This is a genomic window from Glaciimonas soli (genome assembly GCF_009497155.1).
Lineage (GTDB): Bacteria > Pseudomonadota > Gammaproteobacteria > Burkholderiales > Burkholderiaceae_D > Glaciimonas > Glaciimonas soli.
In genome coordinates this window covers 1,257,648-1,277,470 of sequence record NZ_WINI01000001.1, presented here as the reverse complement: position 1 = coordinate 1,277,470, position 19,823 = coordinate 1,257,648, and the positions used below count along the sequence as shown (strand labels likewise).

The 19,823-nt window shown below is 47.3% G+C and carries 16 protein-coding genes and 1 tRNA gene; all 17 read right to left on the bottom strand.

Translation table 11 applies throughout. The annotated features are described in order from the left end of the window. Positions 1–312: hypothetical protein (locus GEV47_RS05805; protein ID WP_153233703.1), on the bottom strand; the 312-nt coding region annotated here is incomplete at its 3' end. Continuing rightward, positions 305–2,326 (bottom strand): T6SS phospholipase effector Tle1-like catalytic domain-containing protein, encoded by a 2,022-nt coding sequence (locus tag GEV47_RS05800; protein WP_153233702.1) that lies wholly within the window; start codon positions 2,324–2,326, stop codon positions 305–307. The genes GEV47_RS05805 and GEV47_RS05800, both read right to left, overlap by 8 nt. Before the next feature lies 1 nt (position 2,327). Then, complete coding sequence (locus GEV47_RS05795; protein ID WP_153233701.1) at positions 2,328–2,816, bottom strand: DUF3304 domain-containing protein; 489 nt, start codon at positions 2,814–2,816, stop codon at positions 2,328–2,330. Between the two features lie 27 nt (positions 2,817–2,843). Beyond that, the gene (locus GEV47_RS05790; RefSeq protein ID WP_153233700.1) at positions 2,844–2,996 is read right to left on the bottom strand and encodes a hypothetical protein; all 153 of its coding nucleotides are present in this window, start codon (positions 2,994–2,996) and stop codon (positions 2,844–2,846) included. Continuing rightward, positions 2,996–3,490, bottom strand: coding sequence for a DUF3304 domain-containing protein (locus GEV47_RS05785; protein ID WP_153233699.1), 495 nt, complete (start codon positions 3,488–3,490; stop codon positions 2,996–2,998). Before GEV47_RS05785 ends, GEV47_RS05790 begins: the two co-directional genes overlap by 1 nt. Before the next feature lie 238 nt (positions 3,491–3,728). Then, a complete protein-coding gene (locus tag GEV47_RS05780) occupies positions 3,729–4,655 on the bottom strand; it encodes a DUF4123 domain-containing protein (RefSeq protein ID WP_153233698.1) in 927 nt (308 codons plus the stop codon). Positions 4,656–4,675: 20 nt separating this feature from the next. Further along, positions 4,676–7,213 carry a type VI secretion system Vgr family protein gene (locus tag GEV47_RS05775; protein ID WP_153233697.1) on the bottom strand — a complete coding sequence of 846 codons (2,538 nt, stop codon included), beginning with the start codon at positions 7,211–7,213 and terminating at the stop codon, positions 4,676–4,678. 632 nt (positions 7,214–7,845) lie between these two features. Next, positions 7,846–7,924 (bottom strand) — tRNA-Ile (locus tag GEV47_RS05770). Between the two features lie 147 nt (positions 7,925–8,071). After that, positions 8,072–10,603 (bottom strand): RNA polymerase sigma factor RpoD, encoded by a 2,532-nt coding sequence (gene rpoD, locus GEV47_RS05765; RefSeq protein ID WP_407646193.1) that lies wholly within the window; start codon positions 10,601–10,603, stop codon positions 8,072–8,074. Positions 10,604–11,049: 446 nt separating this feature from the next. Next, on the bottom strand, positions 11,050–12,846 hold the full coding sequence (gene dnaG, locus GEV47_RS05760; protein ID WP_322741545.1) for a DNA primase: 1,797 nt from the start codon (positions 12,844–12,846) through the stop codon (positions 11,050–11,052). 19 nt (positions 12,847–12,865) lie between these two features. Further along, positions 12,866–13,312, bottom strand: coding sequence for a GatB/YqeY domain-containing protein (locus GEV47_RS05755; RefSeq protein WP_153233695.1), 447 nt, complete (start codon positions 13,310–13,312; stop codon positions 12,866–12,868). A 218-nt stretch (positions 13,313–13,530) separates the two neighbouring features. After that, positions 13,531–13,743: a 30S ribosomal protein S21 gene (gene rpsU, locus GEV47_RS05750; RefSeq protein ID WP_005665410.1), complete on the bottom strand. Its 213-nt coding sequence runs from the start codon at positions 13,741–13,743 to the stop codon at positions 13,531–13,533. A 153-nt stretch (positions 13,744–13,896) separates the two neighbouring features. Further along, a complete protein-coding gene (locus tag GEV47_RS05745; RefSeq protein WP_153233694.1) occupies positions 13,897–14,772 on the bottom strand; it encodes a Wzz/FepE/Etk N-terminal domain-containing protein in 876 nt (291 codons plus the stop codon). Positions 14,773–14,870: 98 nt separating this feature from the next. Continuing rightward, positions 14,871–16,067: a BaiN/RdsA family NAD(P)/FAD-dependent oxidoreductase gene (locus tag GEV47_RS05740; RefSeq protein WP_153233693.1), complete on the bottom strand. Its 1,197-nt coding sequence runs from the start codon at positions 16,065–16,067 to the stop codon at positions 14,871–14,873. Between the two features lie 36 nt (positions 16,068–16,103). Further along, positions 16,104–17,303: a YbdK family carboxylate-amine ligase gene (locus tag GEV47_RS05735; protein WP_153233692.1), complete on the bottom strand. Its 1,200-nt coding sequence runs from the start codon at positions 17,301–17,303 to the stop codon at positions 16,104–16,106. Position 17,304: 1 nt separating this feature from the next. Beyond that, on the bottom strand, positions 17,305–18,516 hold the full coding sequence (locus GEV47_RS05730; RefSeq protein ID WP_153233691.1) for a cation:proton antiporter: 1,212 nt from the start codon (positions 18,514–18,516) through the stop codon (positions 17,305–17,307). Between the two features lie 170 nt (positions 18,517–18,686). Next, positions 18,687–19,718 (bottom strand): DNA-binding protein YbiB, encoded by a 1,032-nt coding sequence (ybiB, locus tag GEV47_RS05725; protein ID WP_153233690.1) that lies wholly within the window; start codon positions 19,716–19,718, stop codon positions 18,687–18,689. Between the last annotated feature and the right edge of the window lie 105 nt (positions 19,719–19,823).

Here is a 19,823-nt window from a genome sequence, read left to right as displayed (position 1 = left end):
CAAAGTCAACAGGATGGGTTTGGCGGCTTCATACAAGGGGTTACGGGCAGCAAGGATGAGCGCCAAACGTTCGTTGATGTGCGATGACGGTTCGGCGGCTCGGCTGGCAAGGGCTTCGATGTGCTCGTCAATGTTGCGCACATCATTATCCATTGCCTGCTGGGGTGGAACTGAGAAATGCGCTTTAATTTTCTTAGGCTTGCCACCGTTTTCCCAAGCGGTGGCTGATGCCATTGCCTGTGGTAGATCAGTGCCTTCATCTTCATCACTGGTGAAAAGACGCAGTTTCGGCTTCTTTTTGATCTCAGCCATTAAACACCGCACGTTGTCGTAAATAACCGCTACCCTCGCGACGTTTTTCGGTTTGGGTTTTGAGTGCAGGGTTAAGTTCGCTTGATACATTGGCGTCAGTTTGCTTTGGGAAACAGGCAGCCAGTTTCGCTTGTTCATCGGTGTTGAAAGGCGTTGCCTGATCGGCACTATCTATCTTTGCAGCATTCTCAGCGTGAAAACCAGAAGCATCGTCTGCGTCATTCAAGGTTTTTATTTTTCCCTGCATGCTGGCAGCCAATGTGGGGTCTTTCTGGATGAGATCCTGATAGTTATCCCATACCTGTTGGCGGTACTGCGTGTCTGGCGTTTTTCCGGTTCTTGCCATTTTCAATAGTTCTTGTGCTTTGTCTTCATTTGAAGAAAACCCTCCCAGATAAAAGCCCGCCAGTGAGTCGTGGACATAGTTGCGTAATAGCGGTAAATAAGCTTCACCAAATTTGACGGGCGTCACTTCAAATTGTTTTAATGCCCACTTTTCTTCATCGCTCGGGGCTACTTTGCCGTTGTATAGCTGTTGTTGCCACAGATTAGAGTTGGCAACTTCTTTCGCGTCTAAGGGCGTGAAATAAGGCGCGCCACCTTGTGATGCGTTGTAAACCCGCGTTTTCAATATTTCCAGATCTCCTTTAAGAAGTGCGTTGTAGCTTAATAAATCTTCTTTGTCTTGTGGACCGGCGTCTTGGTATGAATTCATCGCCGAAAAATCATTCAGATAGCGATTGTGAAAGCCATAAAACAGACGCATGTGCTCTTTGATCATAGCTTTATAGTCGCCCTTAAACTCACCGGCAGCCATGTAGCCGTCCCAAGCATCTTTGAGGGATGAGTTAATGGCGTATTGATTTTTTAAATCTTCTGTCATGACACTATACGCAACCAGTGGCACACCAGCGACGGTCGCGGCATGATGCATATGCAGCAATGGTATTTGCGACAATAGTGATGCCATTTCCGGTGATCTGCCCTGATCTTTGGGGGCATAACCACCGCCAACGTCGGAATGCACACCGGGATACATGATTTCAGTCACATTTTTGCCCGTGACGCGGGTGAGAGGGAAGTTACGACGCTGCTCATGAGCGGCAATGTAATGCACGGTTTGTTTGACGCAGCCAGGTAGTGGTTTAAGAATTTCTCTTGCCCAGGCGAAGTGGCCGGTAGCCCAAAATATTGGTGTACTCTCCGATGCGGAATTAGCAAAGCCAATTGAGGAGACACTCTCAAATATCCCTAAAAAATTGATTTCCGCAGGCATTCCGGCAAAGGTGCCATCTTTGGCCAGCACGTCATCAAACCAGTAACAGAACGCGCGTGCCTCGACTGATCCGCGTGAGAAGCCGAACACATTCAGCGTAATTTTAGGGATGTTCGGTTTAGGTCTGGCGATGCGAGCTGCGCGTAATTTTTTATCGAGTTCTTCCGTGAGTTTTTCAAACCATGTATGACGGTTTGGGCGCTGCGCATGCGCATCGGCTATCGGGTCATTAGTTTCAACGTCTTTGGTGTATTGCTGGAGTTTGGCCGTGATTTCATCTTTACTGAACATGAATTCGTCATTGTTAAATGCGCGATGCACAGCGTTATATACTTGAAGCAGAGCATATAAAATTCTAGCTTGACCGCCTTTGCCCATTGCCTTCCCATCTTGAGATTCGCGCCACTCTTTGTTTTCTGGAAAACGTGTACCAAGGCCAGGAACATAGAACTTGTAATACCCAGACTCATTGAGCCAGCCTTTTTCATCAACATCTTTATGTGCATTAAATAATTTGACGACGTTGCTCTGAGAGCTATTGGGAACATCACGTTCCATATTGTTATTGGTGCCATCGAAGAACAGTCCGATTTTAATGAACTGTTGACACGGCAATGCATTTTTAGCAGGCTCATCGTAGTTACGATGCCACGCAATTAACTCATCGGCGGTGAGCGCCATTTCGTTTTCTGCGTTATCTGAAATATGTAGCGGTGCGGATTGGATTGGTGCGCTCATATTACTCTTCCTCCGGTGGCGCAACAGTGGCGCTTTTGAGAATTGGATGGTTTGGGCTTCCTACACCATATCTAGCGGTAGAAACTATTCGTACCTCGTCATTTTGAAAAAAGTGAACATATATCGTTCCTACCTGGTCGTATCGTTTGATTGTTGTTGTTTTTTCTATCCAAGCTCTCCCATCAGGTTTCCAACGTACTTTCACTTTCAGACCCGGTTGCCATTGGCGCGGAATGATATACCCTAGAGCAGCAATTCCGCCGCAACTAAGACCTCCTACCATCCGTTTACTAAATGGTTCCTGTACATAGAATGAAGTAATGGCGGGTGCGCCATCATGGCTAAAACAACCAATGTCTGTGGCTATCATCGGAATATTAACCAACGGTGATAAATTTTTCGCTGTTACTTGCTCTGTGATTAACGTCGGTGCCGTGCAAGCACTGAGTATTAATGTTGTTACCAACAGAATTGAATGAGTAAGTTTCATGGTTTCTCTGTAATTTTTCGAATGGATTTATTCTGTGATGAACTGCTGACACGGCAGTGCATTCTTGGCAGGCTCATCATAGTTGCGGTGCCACGCAATTAACTCATCGGCGGTGAGTGCCATTTCGTTTTCTGCATTGTCCGAAATAAGGAGTGGAGCAGATTGAGTTGGAACACTCATTATTCTTCCTCCGGCGGTGCAACTGTAGTACTTTTGAGGATAGGATGCTCTTTACTGTTTGAATATACGGATGATGACAATACACGTACTTCATCATTAGCAAAAAAGTGCACGAAAAGAGTTTCTGGAGTGTCATAGCGTCTGATGGTGGTGGTTTTTTCTATCCAATTATCTACGCCCTTGATTGAGCGATTCCAGCGTACTTTGACCTTCATATGAGGTTGCCATTGCCTCGGTAACATATATCCAAATGCACCTGTGCCACCACAACTAAGTCCACCAGCCATACGCTGACTAAACGGTTCTTGTACATAGAATGAATGAATGTAGGAAACCCCAGGATGAGCAGCGCAAGCGATATCCACTGGCACCATCGGAATGTTTACCCGCGATTCAGGATTTTGAATTGCTGCTTGAGTTGTGTTTGATACTGGTGCCGCACAAGCACTGAGTGCTAATGTCGCGGCAAATAAAATTGAATAAGTAAGTCTCATAATCTCGTTTTTATTTTGGTTTCAATATTCGACGGCGGGATACCGTGTCGTTTTTAGAGTGATTGAATGCTCTCTTAATATCTCGCAAAGCAAGGGGCAATAATTACTCCTCCATTACAATTCTCGAAGGCGCAACTACTTAACAGAAAAACGACAGCGATTAAAGCCAAGTAGCGAAGATAGGTATTTTTCATATGGTGTTCCTTAATATTTTTGTGTTTTGTGTAATGTGTAAAAATTATGTTGCGACGTATTGCAATGCCTTCGCAACATCGTGCTTTTGCGCCGTATCGAGTACCTCGATTGCGTGATACTTATCCGGCATGAGCAAGGTTTTGACCATTAATTGTCGTCGATTGATATCGTCCTTGATGCCACGCGTATCCATTTCAGTCAGTAATTCTGTAATCATCGCGAAGACCTTCGATGCTGTGCGACCACTGGTTATCTGCGGTGTGTTTTTTATAAAGCCACACAACATCCCATCTGCCTCACCACTATCAATCAATCGCACATACTGCCTATCGGTGATATCAATCGCATTTTTCTCACCGATATTCGGTGCTATGTAAGAAGCCAAGTCCATGCAATCACCAGCAATAGTCGTTACCGTACCTTTGCGATTAATCAAATGCCAGGCAGTAAAACCAGAGAGCACCATCTCCAATTGCGTTTCATCAAGCATTTCTAAAATGTCGATGCTGCACATGGTGTCGGAAAAACGTAGCGGAAAGCGTAGGCCATCTGATGGTGTATGTATGCATAAAAAAGCGGCGAAGTGGCGCTGTAATGCTTTCTTGTTCAATGGCGTTTGCAAGAAGCTGAGCATGGGTTTATCAGCGCCATAAACCAGCAAATTTTTTAAATTATCAGAAGAGAGATTCACTAAAAACGGTGCGCATTCTTCAAAGCCGCTTAAGCTGGTGTTGTCATATAACGAGACAATGCCGCTATCATTTTCCTGGCTGAGTTCCCATAGTTGCTTGCCTAAATTGGCATCGTCAAACGTGCCGTCGACTAAGGCATAGGCGTACAGCTTGTCGGCCTGTTGATTACCTTGTTCATTGTGATGTTGGGCGTACTGAGCATGGGTTTTATTGAATGCTTCGGTTAATTTTTGTGACAGCTCTGGGTGGTGTGGGTCGATACCAAATTTATTCATCATTTTGTCCAGATGCAGTGGGGTTAAAGGCTACCGCCAACGCGGGTACGGGCAGCTTCTGCTAATTTTTGACATTCTTTACAGACCGTCTGCGAAAATTGCGGGAATTGCTGCTGTATGCCCATCGGCCCCATGGTTGCCATCGGTTTTGACCATACGGTGTGATCACCCAATGTGCGACCAATAATGCCCGTCGCATCAATCACCCATTCACTGCCACCAGCCTGCAAGCGGATACCTGTCTTGGCTTTCAGATTGATCCAGTCCGTCGTACTGATAATGTCGAAAACTTTCTGCGCAATCAGTTCAATATTGCCACTCTGTGCCTGTACACGGATGTCACCTGCATTGGCAAACATGCGCATGCCGTCTTTTTGGACGAAGACCGAAAACTGTTCTTTGGTGGAAGCGTAGATGCCACCGCCACTGGTGAAGGAGAGGTGATCCGTGCTGGTCAGCGCAATGTGTTTACCGCTGTAGAGATGCGCTGACTTTGGCGCAGTCATCAAGAGTCCGGCTTGACTGGCAATCGCCAGATGCGGTTCGGTGAATTCTTTGAGCGCACCACTGCCTTTGATGGCATCGGCCTGATGCTGCAAATCTGTAGTGACATTTTTTTGTTCGTTGTTTTGTGCCTTGGAAGTGGTGGCGTTGGCGGCCATTTCATTGGTCAAGGTCAATGCTTCGACCAGCAGATTATTGATCTCTTGCACGCTCATGGCGTTACCTGCCGCACCCAGTCGAGCGTAGGTGGTAATCAGCATCCCCAATGCCGCACGTAGCGCTGCGTGACCATCGGTACGCGCTTCCAGGCCGAGTCCGCGTTCTTCCTTATTGCCAGAAAAATCTTCTAACCGTTTAATGGTGCCTAACGCGAGCAAGCTGTGTAGCTCATCACTTTTCGTCTGCACGCCCATTTTGCCGGGCGTGTCGTCCATGACAAAATGATTGGAACGTCCCGATGCACTGTTACCGCCACTGTCACCAAACTCACGGCTGCGAGTACCGGACAGCGCTTGCTGGGAAGGCAGTTGCCACGGTGGGAGATTATTTTGATTGTTGACATACCCTATGATGATCGGCTGATCAACATCGCCACTGATAAACGAGAGTATCGCTTCACTGCCGATGCGCGGCAGGTGGGTGCTGCCTAGCTGGTTGCCCGACCACATTTCACTGGTACGTATCCAGATGCTGCTGTTCTGGTCATTCTGGCCGACTCTATCCCAGGCAAACTGAATCTTGATACGACCATATTGGTCTGTCCAAATCGGCTGATTTTCTGGCCCCACTACCAGCGCGGTCGCAGTGTGGATGACCGGTTTGGGCGTAATGCGTTCAGGGTGATAGTCAGGTCCCTTTACCGGACAGACTTCAAAATCACAATCGACGCGATACTGTTGACCGCCATCCGAGCGCTGTGTTTCTTGCGAGACATCCACAATCGTGAGCGTGGTGGACAGGACGATGTAGCCAATATTGGCGGCTTGTTGCGGATGACCTTTTATCGTTGTAATACAGCCGGTGGGTAAGCCGCGCAAATGACCAGAGCCGCTTCCACGCTGGGCCGCATTGCTAATTGCCTGCATCCGCATCGCGCTAATGAATTTTCCTTCATCAAACGGGTCATTGCCTTCTTGCTGGGCACCTGCTTTGGGCTGGCTGTAATTAGCACTGGCATGATATTCGTACTGCTCCAGATTATTGAGCGCCGTCGGACGCAGCACTTGATTGCTGACGGTTAAATCGGCTCTGGGCCGGGTGTAATCATATTCCGTCGTTTTATAAACCCCAGAAACGAGCTTCCGGGCTGGCGTGAAAGCATGAATGGTTTCTTCATCGACCTTTTTGCCTTCGGTATAAAACGCCAGTTCGTGATAGGCCTCGCTAGGAGCCTGGCGAAAAGAACTATTACAGTCACCGAGAATTAAACGATGCGCGCCATCGCTGTGTTCAAACCAATAGGAGATACCCCACTCTTCACACAGGCGACTAAAAAATGCAAAATCAGTTTCGTTGTACTGCATTTGTATATCGCGCTTGGGATAACGTTCCTCAGCGGATAAACGTTTTTCGACTGGAAATGGGTAGGCTGCCAAGATGATATCTAGCACCTCAGGCGCGGTCTTATCTTGGAAAATTTTGCAGTCAGTACTTAATGTGGCGAGATACAACCAAGGCCGTATGGTTAATTCATATAACGCATGCCGACCTTCTTCGCGTAGGAATTTAGCGTCGGAGATCAGACCAGAAATCTCTCGCACCCCAGCACCGATATTTCCCCTTCCAGTACCGCCCGGCATCCCTGCAATGAATGTTCCGTTACCTTCGAGCTGGATGGCAATGGTCAATTCATGACCAATAAAATCATCCAGATTCGCATTGGCAGCCGCATAAGTCCGATAGTTTTGGATGTCCGGCGTAGCAAAACAAATCTTGAATTCGGATAACGCATTGACCGCTTCGGTACCCGAAATGGAAACCGGCACCATTGACGGTTGATCTGCAATGAGGGGAATGACCGGACTGGTAGTGCTTAGTATGCGTGTTGCATCAAACAAGATTGTCTCCCAATATAATTATTGCTATATAGAAATGAATTATTGATAACGCTAAAATTATTGTGCTTGCAGGTAGTCGCATGGCACTAGCGAAATTGCACTAACGGCATTTCAGTATTTGTGATGTCGGAAAACTAATCGTAGCAGTGAAATGTTTGATTTCCTAATAAGCTAATGGGGTGTTTTTTTAATTTATATGGTATAAAAATTAAGAGAATTTTTGATCTAATTTTTATAGAGAATGGGGTTTCTCATAGAGGGGGGGGCGCTATTTTGGATGTGCGGATGATATAGCGAAGGGAGGGGAAATGTACGATAGGGGCGAAATGCCATATATCTAATTGGCAATAATTTAACTATCGTTGACAATTCAAGACTTTGGAGTAAAAAGATTGTTAGTAGTTTTATATCAGCCTTACCCCAGTAGTTATTTATTGGGGTGATTTCTACATTGAATAATGTGGAAATGACGAGTGTAAAAACATATGCATGTTTTGATTAAGCAGGCGCTTTTTGTTTTTTTGAGATGAAAATGTGTAGCTGGAATTGGACGAGAGTTTTATTTTGCGGAGCAAGCTTGAAATTGCGGAGCAAACAAAAACGGCATACATCGCTGTATGCCGCATAAATACTGGTGGCCCCCCGCAGAGTCGAACTGCGCACCAACGGATTATGAGTCCGCTGCTCTAACCAAGCATGAGCTAGGGGGCCAATTACTTACTTAAAACTTATTTCAGCTTACGTTCAAAATGCGATTGCTTTTGAATGGATCAGCATTGTAGAAGAATTTACGCCTTAGATGCAACTATTGCGAAAATCAGCTCAGAAAAATGTTCGGCCGAGCTGATTTTGTTTCAATTAATTGCTTTCCAGGAAGCTCTTCAGTTTGTCTGAGCGTGAAGGGTGGCGCAACTTACGTAGCGCTTTGGCTTCTATTTGGCGAATCCGCTCGCGTGTAACGTCAAATTGCTTACCGACTTCTTCCAGAGTATGGTCAGTCGACATTTCGATACCAAAACGCATGCGCAGCACTTTGGCTTCGCGTGGTGTCAGGGAGTCGAGTATGTCTTTGACCACGCCGCGCATCGAAGCATGCAACGCGGCATCGGCAGGTGCCAATGTGTTGTTGTCTTCAATGAAATCACCCAGATGCGAATCATCATCGTCGCCGATCGGTGTTTCCATCGAAATAGGTTCTTTGGCGATTTTCATGATCTTGCGGATTTTGTCTTCCGGCATTTCCATTTTGATCGCCAGCGTTGCCGGATCAGGTTCGGCACCGGTTTCTTGCAAGATTTGACGCGAAATACGGTTCATCTTGTTGATCGTTTCGATCATGTGCACCGGAATACGAATCGTACGCGCCTGGTCAGCGATAGAACGGGTAATGGCCTGACGTATCCACCAGGTCGCATAAGTCGAAAACTTGTAACCACGACGATATTCAAACTTGTCCACGGCTTTCATCAAGCCGATATTGCCTTCTTGAATCAGATCCAAGAACTGCAAGCCGCGATTGGTATATTTCTTCGCAATCGAAATCACCAGACGCAAGTTGGCCTCGGTCATTTCGCGCTTTGCCATGCGTGCTTTTTTCTCGCCCTGGCCCATTTTCTTGTTAATACCGCGCAGGTCTAACAACGGCAATACGACACGCGCCTGCAAGTCGATCAGGCGTTGTTGCAGTTGCTTAACGGCCGGTACATTACGAGCGAGAATAGCGCTGTAGGCGTGATTGCCATTGACTTCACCGTCTACCCAATCCAGATTGGTTTCGTTGCCAGGGAAGACTTTGATGAAGTGCAGGCGCGGCATGTCACATTTATTGACCACAACGTCCAGGATTTGACGCTCAATCTTGCGAACTTCGTCAACTTGACCACGCAAGGTATCGCACAATTTTTCGACGACTTTCGCCGTGAAACGGATGCCGAGTAATTCGTTTGAAATAATTTCTTGCGCTTTGACGTATGGCTTTGAGTTATAGCCTTCTTTTTCAAAGGCTTTGCGCATCTGGTCAAACTGTGTGGAGATGGTGGCAAACTTGGCCAGTGCATCGCGTTTAAGTTGCTCTAACTGTTCCGTCGAGAAGCCTGCAGCACCACCATTAGCGGCACCATCTTCTTCGCCTTCTTCTTCCTCGTCATCCTCGTCGTCCTCATCATCTTCATCATCAGCGACGACAGGTGCGGGGGCCGCGACAGTTTCATCAGCAGCGTTTAGGTCAACTAAACCATCGACGATTTCATCAATTTTGATTTCGTCTTTAGCGATTTTGTCGGCCGCGAGAATGATTTCTGCGATCGTAGTAGGGCAGGCTGAAATAGCTTGAATCATGTCGCGCAAACCGTCTTCAATACGTTTGGCGATTTCAATTTCGCCTTCACGTGTGAGCAGTTCAACCGAACCCATTTCGCGCATGTACATACGCACTGGATCGGTGGTGCGACCAAAATCGGAGTCAACTGTGGACAGCGCAGCTTCGGCGGCAGCTTCGGCTTCATCGTCGCTGGCAATGACCGCGACATTGTCATTTAATATGACGTCTTCGGCATCCGGGGCTTTCTCATGGAGAGTAATACCCATGTCGGCGAAGGTAGCGATGATGCCTTCAATTGCCTCTGGATCAATGATGTTCTCTGGAAGATGATCGTTGATTTCCGCATAAGTCAGGAAGCCGCGCTCCTTACCCATTTTGATCAGGGTCTTGAGTTTTTCGCGACGCGCTTCCAGCTCTTCTTCAGACGCTTCTGTGTCGGACGAGAACGCATCTTTCAAGAGCGCTTTTTCTTTGGCTTTGCGATCTTTGGCCTTGGCTTTATCAACCGCTTTCAATTCAGCACGTTCAACCGCGTTCAGCGCGGCGATTTCATCGTTTTCCGGCTGAAACTCTTTCGGCTTGCGGCCGCGACGACCAGGCACCTTAACTGACGGCAGAACGTAACTGGACGTGTCAATCGCCGCCAAAGTTGCAGCATCGGTAGTTTGGCTAACGCCTGGCGCTATCATCACGCTGGTGTCCGCTTTTGGGGCACTGGCAGCAGCGATGTTTTTAGGCGACTTGACGACTTTAAGGACGGATTTCTTATTTGTCACAGGGGCTTTCGATTTCGCAGATACTGGTTTCGCAACAGTTTTTGAAGCACTCGGAGGAGCACTTTTCGCTGTTGCAGCCACCTTGGAAACTGCCTTGGAAGTAGCTTGATCAGCTACTTTAGGCGCTATTTTTGTGCTGGACTTTGTAGCATTGTTGTCCGGCAGTTTTTGTGTCGCTTTTTTTGCGACAGATTTTGCAGCTGAGGCGGACGTGGCTGATTTTGCCGTTGCCGACTTCACGTCTTTTGCGGGAGGTGTCAGAGGTTTCGCGGGTTTCTTCATTGCGTTCGCCATAGAATCATCAATTACAAATTGTTTGTACTGGATTAAACTGATTGCGCGATGCTGCATGATGTAAGTACAACGTCACAACCGTTTTGGCGTTGTTGTTCCTTCTTGCCGTACAGTTGTACTGTCTGCGTCGTCACGCCTAGCCAAAACGGTTGTGACGCTGTACTTGCTGCGGTATTCTGTTTGTTTTTTTCAATTCACATGCAAACGGATTAGCGCACCATCATTTCAAAATTTCTGCTATTACCATTCCACTTCAGGTAGATTGAATCCACTGCTTTTGCCACTATTTGCCACAAAATTACTGTCTAAGGCGTTGAATCAAAGCCTATAATTATAGCATATGGGCGTGCTTTACTCTAGTTCAAGTGGCGCGTAAAAGCATATGTATTTGACAGTTTTGGGCATTTTAAGTTTCGTATTGGTAATATGTGACGTAACGGGCAATCTTAAGAATTCGCTGCTTCAGCTTCGGCCTGGCGTCGCAAAGCATCTTGTTGCAGCATTATTTCGCGATACCGATTGCGCGCTTCATCACTTCCCAAGCCGGTCGCAGCCAGTTGCTCTAGCTCACTTTTAAGTATTTTCATTTTGGTCTGGCGAATTGCGCCGGCCAACTCCATTCGCGCTGTTTCGATTTCTGACTCGGACTCGGCGGCGATTTCTGCGATCAGAGTCTCAAACTCGGTGCCACCTTCGCGTAAATGCTCCGCGAGTGCCGCAAAATTGGCCTGCGCGCCCATCGCTTGACTGGCCGTAATCAACTGCGTCAGCATTTCGGCCCGATCCGGGGCAAAGTGGGCAATGGCGGCTAATGCAGATTCATCCAGTTCTGTAGCCAATGATGGATGCGCCACCATCAAACGAATAATTTGCCGTTCAAGTCCCACTGGTGCCGGGCGATTGCTACGCGGAGGGGCAATACGAGCGCGCGCAACCGGTTTGCTTAATTCAAATAGCGATTCAATTTCAGTCGGTGCTGATTGCGTTAATTGGGCTAGTCCTCGCACGATTTGTAGTCGTAGCGACGATGGCGGCATGGCTTGAATTAAAGGTTTTGCATCAAATTGCACGCGTGCTCGACCTTCGTGCGTGCTTAAGTCACTTTCACCACTGACTTCGTTCAGCAAGAACTGTGACAGGGGCATAGCGTCACGAACTTGTTGTTCAAATGCCTCATGGCCAAATTCACGAACATAGCTGTCTGGGTCGTGTTCTTTTGGTAAAAATAGAAATTTGATAATTTTGTTGTCAGTGGCGTGCGGCAAGCAGGCATCTAATGCGCGCCGTGCTGCGCGCCGCCCAGCGTTATCACCGTCAAAACTAAAAATCACATGATCTGTCTGGCGTAGTAATTTATGCACGTGCGTGGCAGTGCAAGCGGTACCCAAAGTGGCGACCGCTTGTGGAAAACCAAGCTGTGCTAGAGCGACGACATCCATATAACCCTCTGTCACCAGCACATAACCCGCTTCACGAATCGCTTGTCGCGCTTCAAATAAGCCGTACAGTTCATTGCCCTTTTGAAATAAAGGTGTTTCCGGTGAGTTTAGATACTTAGGCTCGCCTTGACCGAGAACGCGACCACCAAAGCCGATAACTTGCCCTTTGGCGTTGCGAATCGGAAACATGATGCGATCGCGGAAGCGATCGTAGCGTTTTCTGTTGTTACCTTCTTCATCGGTGCGGTCAATGACCAGGCCACACTCTACTAAAGCCATGGCTTCATAATCGGGAAAGACGGCGCGCAGACTATCCCAATTGTCGGCGACATAACCCAAGCCAAATTTGGCTGCAATTTCCCCGGTCAGACCGCGTCCTTGCAAATAGGTAATGGCCTGTGGGGCAGAGCGTAAATTTTGTCGATAAAAATCGCAGGCGATGCGCATCGCATCAGACAACGCCATGCTTTGCGCTTGCAGCGCAGCGCGTTGTGCTGGTGGAATTTTGTCATCGCTTTCAGGCACCACCATGCCGACGTTTTGCGCTAAATCTTTTACTGCATCCACAAAGCCCAGGCCGGAGTACTCAATGAGAAAGCCGATCGCTGTGCCGTGTGCGCCACAACCAAAGCAGTGGTAAAACTGTTTGGTCGGGCTGACCGTAAAGCTAGGGGATTTTTCATTGTGAAAGGGGCACAATCCCATGAAATTTGCGCCGCCTTTTTTCAGTTGCACGTAACGACCCACCACGTCGACGATATCAACGCGGTTGAGTAGGTCCTGAATAAAGGATGGTGGGATCACTGATGAAAAGGAGGTTTGCTTATTTAGTTAGGGCGGCTTTAATCATAGCTGAAACCGTACCCATGTCAGCACGTCCAGCCAGTTTTGGTTTGATAATGGCCATGACTTTTCCCATGTCTTGTGGGCCAAGTGCACCGCTGGCACTGACGGCGGCAGTTACTTCAGCTTGAATTTCTGCGTCAGACAATCCTTCAGGCATATAGGCACTAAGTACTACGAGTTCAGCCTTTTCGATATCGGCCAAGTCCTGGCGACCGCCGGCTTCAAATTGGCTGATAGAGTCTTTGCGTTGTTTGATCATTTTTTCGACGATTGCCAACACTTGTGCATCGTCTAACTCTATGCGTTCATCAACTTCTTTTTGTTTTATGGCCGCAGTGATAAGGCGTATGGTGCTTAGCTTTGCGCTATCTTTCGCACGCATTGCTGTTTTCATATCTTCGGTAATTTGCGCTTTGAGGCTCATGACTTCTCCAATTGAAAATACGTAAGGCTTACACAGCACTGCTTCAGCGCTGTTGTGTGGCGCCGCCTGAGAGCGGCGCACTTTGCGAGGGCAGTTTTGTGTAAATCCTAATATGATTACATTCTAATCAAATGATAAAGATCAAAACCCGCTGCGGCACAACACCGGAGCGGGTTTTTGTATTCTAGTCTATCTACCGCAACATGCGCGGCGTCGGATTAGTATAGTTTTTTCGGCAATTGCTGGCTACGGATACGTTTGTAATGACGCTTCACTGCAGCTGCAAGCTTGCGTTTACGCTCAGCCGTTGGCTTTTCGTAGAACTCACGTGCGCGCAACTCAGTCAGCAGGCCAGTTTTTTCAATAGTGCGCTTGAAGCGGCGCATAGCGACTTCAAACGGCTCGTTTTCTTTAAGACGAATTGTGGTCATGTGAAATTCAAACCATGGTTAGATTGGGAAGACGGCGATTATAGCAAGTCCGAACATTAAATGGAAGTGCTGTATCGGATTTAAATTAATTTAATGATGAATGTTGCGGTAAATCTGCCACATTTCTGCCGCAGATTGTGTGGATTGGCTATTTTAAAGGGCGCTGCGATCGCGCCATAGTGCTATTAGAACACCAGCGATAGAGCCTAGCAGCAAACCTGCTAAAAGAAATAACGACAGCTTAGGGAAGTACGGTCGTTCGGGAACGTAGGTAGCATCCAACACAGCAGTTGGGTAAGTGTTGGAGGGTAATAAACTATCTGTGAGGGCGGACTTTTCCATCGTTAACTCACGTATTTTTTGATCTTGTTTAACTAATACATCGGCAGCAACGACGCGTGATGAGAACTGGCTGTCAGTCTTCAATGCCCCCGTATTTGTGAGTGCCTCTCGCATCTGAGTTTGCCGTGTTTCTGCCTCTGTCAATTGGCGGCTATTTTCTTTTAAGCGCTCCTTGATGCTATTAACTATAGGGTCCATACGTTTGTTGTGAACATCGATTATTGCTTGCGCTGCAGCGGTGAGACCTTTTTTGGCATCCGCTGCAGAGTACGCATCTAGGCTCACTTGAACAAAATTCGTATTCTGCACCACTTTTCCGGTTAATGATTTGCGAAACAAGGCGGCGTACTTGTCGTTTACATCATCGGTTGATTGACCAAGTGCAGTTAAGGCTTGGTCTTCAAGTTCACGCTGATCAAATCGCGCTGCCGTTTGAGCCGGCGGTTCTATTAAGGCAAATGTGGACGGTGCGCCAGTTGGAATTTGCCCGATTTGAAGCATAGTTGTGGCTTGCCACTTTGACGGCAATACATACCAAAACGCAACAGCAAATATCAAGGCAAGCAAAATACAAGTCAAAAGAGTTACCCGCTGACGGATGATGGTTGCCCATACCTTGCTTAAGTCAAGAAATTCTTCGTCTGCGATGGAGTTAGTGAATTCTTTTGAGTGATTGTTTGATGGCATAGTCGCGATATGTAACGTAATACTTCTGCAGTTAAATTTTAGCTCGGTAATGTAGCATCAAATGCTATAGAGTCCAGACTGTTTTGTAACAAAATTCTTTAAAGTGACAGGCCAGTCGCCGTACCCGAGGCCCACGCCCATTGGAAATTATAACCACCTAACCAGCCAGTCACGTCGACTGCCTCACCAATAAAATGCAAGCCGGGAATTCTGTTGACAGCCATGCTTTGTTGCGATAATTCTCGTGTATCAATACCACCTAAAGTGACTTCAGCCTTGCGGTAACCTTCGGAACCGTTAGGCGTTATCGGCCAACGATTGACTGCGTCACCTAATTTTTTCAGCTGTTTATCGGGCATATCCGCGATACGAGCGGCCGGATCGAAACCGTTTGCTTCTAATATGCCGAGCGCCAGTCGGTTTGGCAGCCATTGTGAAAACACATTGCCCAGATTTTTTTTGATAGTGGATTTTTCTGCTATCAGTGTTTCGGCAACATCGTGTTCTGGTAGCAAATTAACATTGAGTGCTTGTTGCGGCTGCCAAAAACTAGAGATTTGTAAAATGGCAGGACCGGATAAGCCACGATGAGTGAATAATAAATCCTCTTTAAAATGGCCCCGCATTTTTTTCTCGCCAGCTTCAACCTCGACTGGCAACGCAATTCCTGCCAATGGTAAATAGGGTTGCCAGCCAGAGGCCTCAAAAGTCAGTGGCACCAAAGCAGGGCGTGATTCCACCAGTTTCACATCAAATTGCCGTGCGATGCGATAAGCGAAATCAGTGGCGCCGATTTTAGGTATAGATAAACCACCGGTCGCGATCACGACGTTATTTGCTAATACGTCGCCGGCGGCAGTCGATATTCGAAATAGCTCGCCTTCTTTAACTATGCTTGCCACGCTACACGGCATGCGCCAGGTTACATTTCCAAGGTCGCATTCTGCTTTGAGCATGCTGATAATTTGCTCCGCACTGTCGTTGCAAAACAATTGGCCTTTGTGTTTTTCGTGATAACCAATGCGGTAGCGTTTTAGCAGATTGATAAAATCTTGCGGGGTGTAGCGGGATAGTGCGCTTTTACAAAAGTGCGGATTTTGCGATAAAAAATGTTGTGGCCCTGCGCCAATATTGGTGAAATTACAGCGACCTCCACCAGAAATGCGAATTTTTTCTGCCAGCTTGGTGGCGTGATCAATCAAAATTACTTTTTTCCCACGTTGGCCAGCGACGGCGGCACACATCATGCCGGCGGCACCTGCGCCAATTACGGCGACATCATATTGTTTTGTCATGCTTATTGAGAGTAATTACTAAAATATCTGAAATACTTATTGAAAATGAATTGGTGGGTTTTGACCCATCCATAATTCTGAAGATAGCCGCATCATGTCATTTAATGAGCCACGCTGTGCAAATGTTTTACGCAACCAATCGGCGTCGCTCAAACAATTGTGTGCCATGTGGCTTAAATGAAGCAGCGTATCTTGCTCCGCATCATTTTGTGCGTATTGTTGCAATGTTTTTAAGTGCGTTAGCAAGTGTTCAAAAACTGGTTGTTTGAACGAGGTCTCCAAGGTTTCTCCATGCGTCGCATAAGCGCCACGCAAACCATAACGACTGGCTTCAAAACGATTGATTTGATACAACAAATAAAAGTTATCAGTAATAGTAAATGGACGTTCTGTTAACAGCCAGCGCGCTAGCAGTTGTGCATAACAGCCCAGATGGGCAGCGTGCTCTATGGTTAGGGGTGTATCGCACACACGAATTTCAACAGTGCCATATTCTGGTTTGGGTCTGATGTCCCAATAAAAATCTTTCATGCTGCCAATAATGTCCATCTGCAGCAATTCACTGTAATAAGTTTCAAAATCTGTCCATCGCTGGAATGTTGGCGCGGTGCCCGACAAAGGAAATGCACGTACTACATTACTGCGCGAAGATGCAAATTGTGTATCCGTACCTTGCGCAAACGGCGATGCGGCCGAGAGCGCAATAAAATGCGGCACGAAACGCGAAAAAGCATGTGTCAGATATAAGGCGTCGTCGCCATTTGGCACGCCGATATGGATGTGTTGACCGAATACCGTAAACGTTTTCGCCAAATAACCATATTTTTCGTGCAGAAAATGAAAGCGTTCATTCGGCGCAATGCGTTGTTCGTGCCAATGCTGAAACGGGTGTGCTCCGCCGCCAGAGATGTCAATATTCAAATGCTGTGCACCTGTATTGAGCGCAGCGCGCAAACCTTTTAACTCTTCTATGAGTTCGTCAACCCGGGTGTGTACATCAGAGTTGAGTTCAATCATCCCTTGCGTCACTTCCAACTTGATTTGCTTTTGCAGAGCGCGCGGTTTGATCCATGCCAGCAGATCAACAGCATCGCTGGCCAGATTGTAATTACGTCGGTTCACCAATTGCAGTTCCAGCTCAATGCCCATGGTAAATGGCGTCGATGCTGTGAACGGCAAAATACTTGCCGATTCACCGGATGATTTGGATGGTTCGGATGGTTCGTTATCTAGCATATCAACTCTCACGTCCGCTTTCGCCTGATTTGATCAGTGCAAACTGGGTAGCGATCGGACCGAATAACTCCAGAACGATCAAGCAACCCGCTAGTAGGGGGAGAACATGGGCAATGGTTTGTGGGTAAAGGTATGAAATTGTTTGCATCAAACCAAGACCAGCTTCTGTCATCGGCAAAGTGCCCAAGGTAATCAGTGCCGCTTGCTTCCATTTGGTTCTGGAGAAATAGGCAAACGTAAACACGCCACAGGCCATCGCCAAAAAGCGTGCCGCTATCACTACCGCAACCGAGGCGCCAATCATCGACAAATCCGTTAAGCGTATTGATGCGCCGATGGTGACGAACAGCAGAATAATAAACAATTCATTCGCCACGCCGAATTCCAGTTCCATCAAATCATATTGATGATCCAAGTTTTTCGACATGATGGCGAAGATCAGCATGGTCAGTAAAACCGGTAACTGCAATGCATTTGCCGCACCTATGGTTAACGTGATGATGGCGATCACCAGGACGAATTGACGACTAGGTTGGCGCCCTAACAAACGCGCCAACGGCATCATCAAACGATAAGTAATGTATGCCAGCACCAACGAACCACACAGTGAATATAAAGTATGCGTGAGCAAGGTCATGAATGGCGTTGTACCTTCATGCGCGATTACCGGCAACAATGCATAGGCAGCCAATATCGCGACAAAATTGTTCAGCGCAGTCATTGCTGCCAGACGACGCGTCACTTGTCCTTCTGCTTTCAGATCGCGCACCACCACCATGATCACAGCCGGTGCTGTTGCAATGGCGAGTACACCGCTTAATAGCGCAACGATTTTTGATGTGCCCAGCCAGATCAACGCACCGCTGACAAAGATGAAACACAATGTGGAACTGAGCAGAACGGTTGCCAGCAACCATTTTTCGCGCCGCAGCCAACCAATATCAACGTAACGCCCAAGCTGATAAATGACCAGCGCAACAGCTATGTCAGCAAAAATATTTGCCAGTTTAAGGACATCGCCAGATAGCAAATCCAGGCCGCCTACACCCAGAATGAAGCCAACTAACAAATAACCAGTGATACGTGGGATCCAGGATGTTTTGGTGACGATGTAACCGCCCACCAGCCCGAATAACAACAAGCTACCGAACAATAATAAAGCATTCCATTGTATCGGCTGCGCTAGAAAAAAAGGTGGAAGAGACCAATCCATGGATGCTCCAAGAGGTTGGTTTGATCAAATTTGGACTAACGAAAAATCGCCCCTGCAACGCTATCCTTGCCGTACGTTTGTACTGCCTTCGTCGGTAGGGTTTAGTCAGCTCGTTGCTGGAGCAATTTTGCGCAAGTCCAAAAATACTGATCCATATCGATTGGGCAACCTTAGCCAGGCTTGGTTCCCTTTAAGATGTGTTCTTCATCGACAACGAGTGACCGATTGTGCCGGATTTTTAGCGCTTTGCATACCTCTAAGCATTGCGTCACTTGTATCGCAATAGAGGATGGAACCGGAATGTTCCCTTTTAAAACGTCACTAATCCATCGTGCGGTTGTGCTTGCATCGCGATCTTCCGGTAAGTCTGGAATTTCGTCCGCAATGGTTTGTTTGGGTACTAATAACGTTTCGGTTCCCTCATGAAACCAGTCGATCTGCTGTGCTCTTTTCGCGCTGGCTACCGTTTCTCCCTCAGTGCCGCGCATCAAAAATATATCGCCGCGGTCAGCCGCTGCGGTGGTGAGAAAGTAGCTGCGCAACATGGTCAGATATTCTGGGTGGGTATATGAGGTGAGGCGCAATGCCGGGGAACTGAACGGTTGCATAATCTTGACTAAAGTATGCGTCGAATTACGCACACCTAAAATGCTGCGCATCGCTAGTAAACGCGCCATTTCTGGTGCTAAGACAGAGATAGGCATGAAAGCTGGCTGAGACTGTGCAAAGCATAGTTCTGCGTCCCCGATTGAGAGAGAAGCAGGATGATTAAGCGCAGCAAAAATTTCTGCGCTAGTGACTCGACCATGATCATGTATCACGCCATGCATCAGGGTAGGCACACCTTCACGCGCTAGAAGTAAAGCTAGCAGCGGTGTCAGATTTGCCATGTGACGCGAGCCGTTATAACTGGGAATGACGATCGGTGCGTAGGTTGATGTCGTGTCATTGACTTGCAATGGGATAAAAGAGGCTTCTGCTGCAGCTAAAAATCCTGCAATTTCTTCCACCGATTCCCCTTTGATGCGCATCGCCAGCAAAATCGCGCCCATTTCCAGATCAGAGACTCTGCCATCAAGCATCGCTGCATACAGCGATTGTGCGTCTTCGCGAGATAAACTACGCGCACCATCTTTGCCGCGACCGATTTCCTTGATGAAGCGTGCGGCGGGAAACATTTCTGTTGAATGATTATTTTGCATGTTTGATCTGCATATGGTGTAAGAACAATTTTACGTAAGTTCTGAATGCGAGGATTGATCAGGTAAAATTGCTGAAACTAACATTTTTGTTCTTCTTTTGCTTAT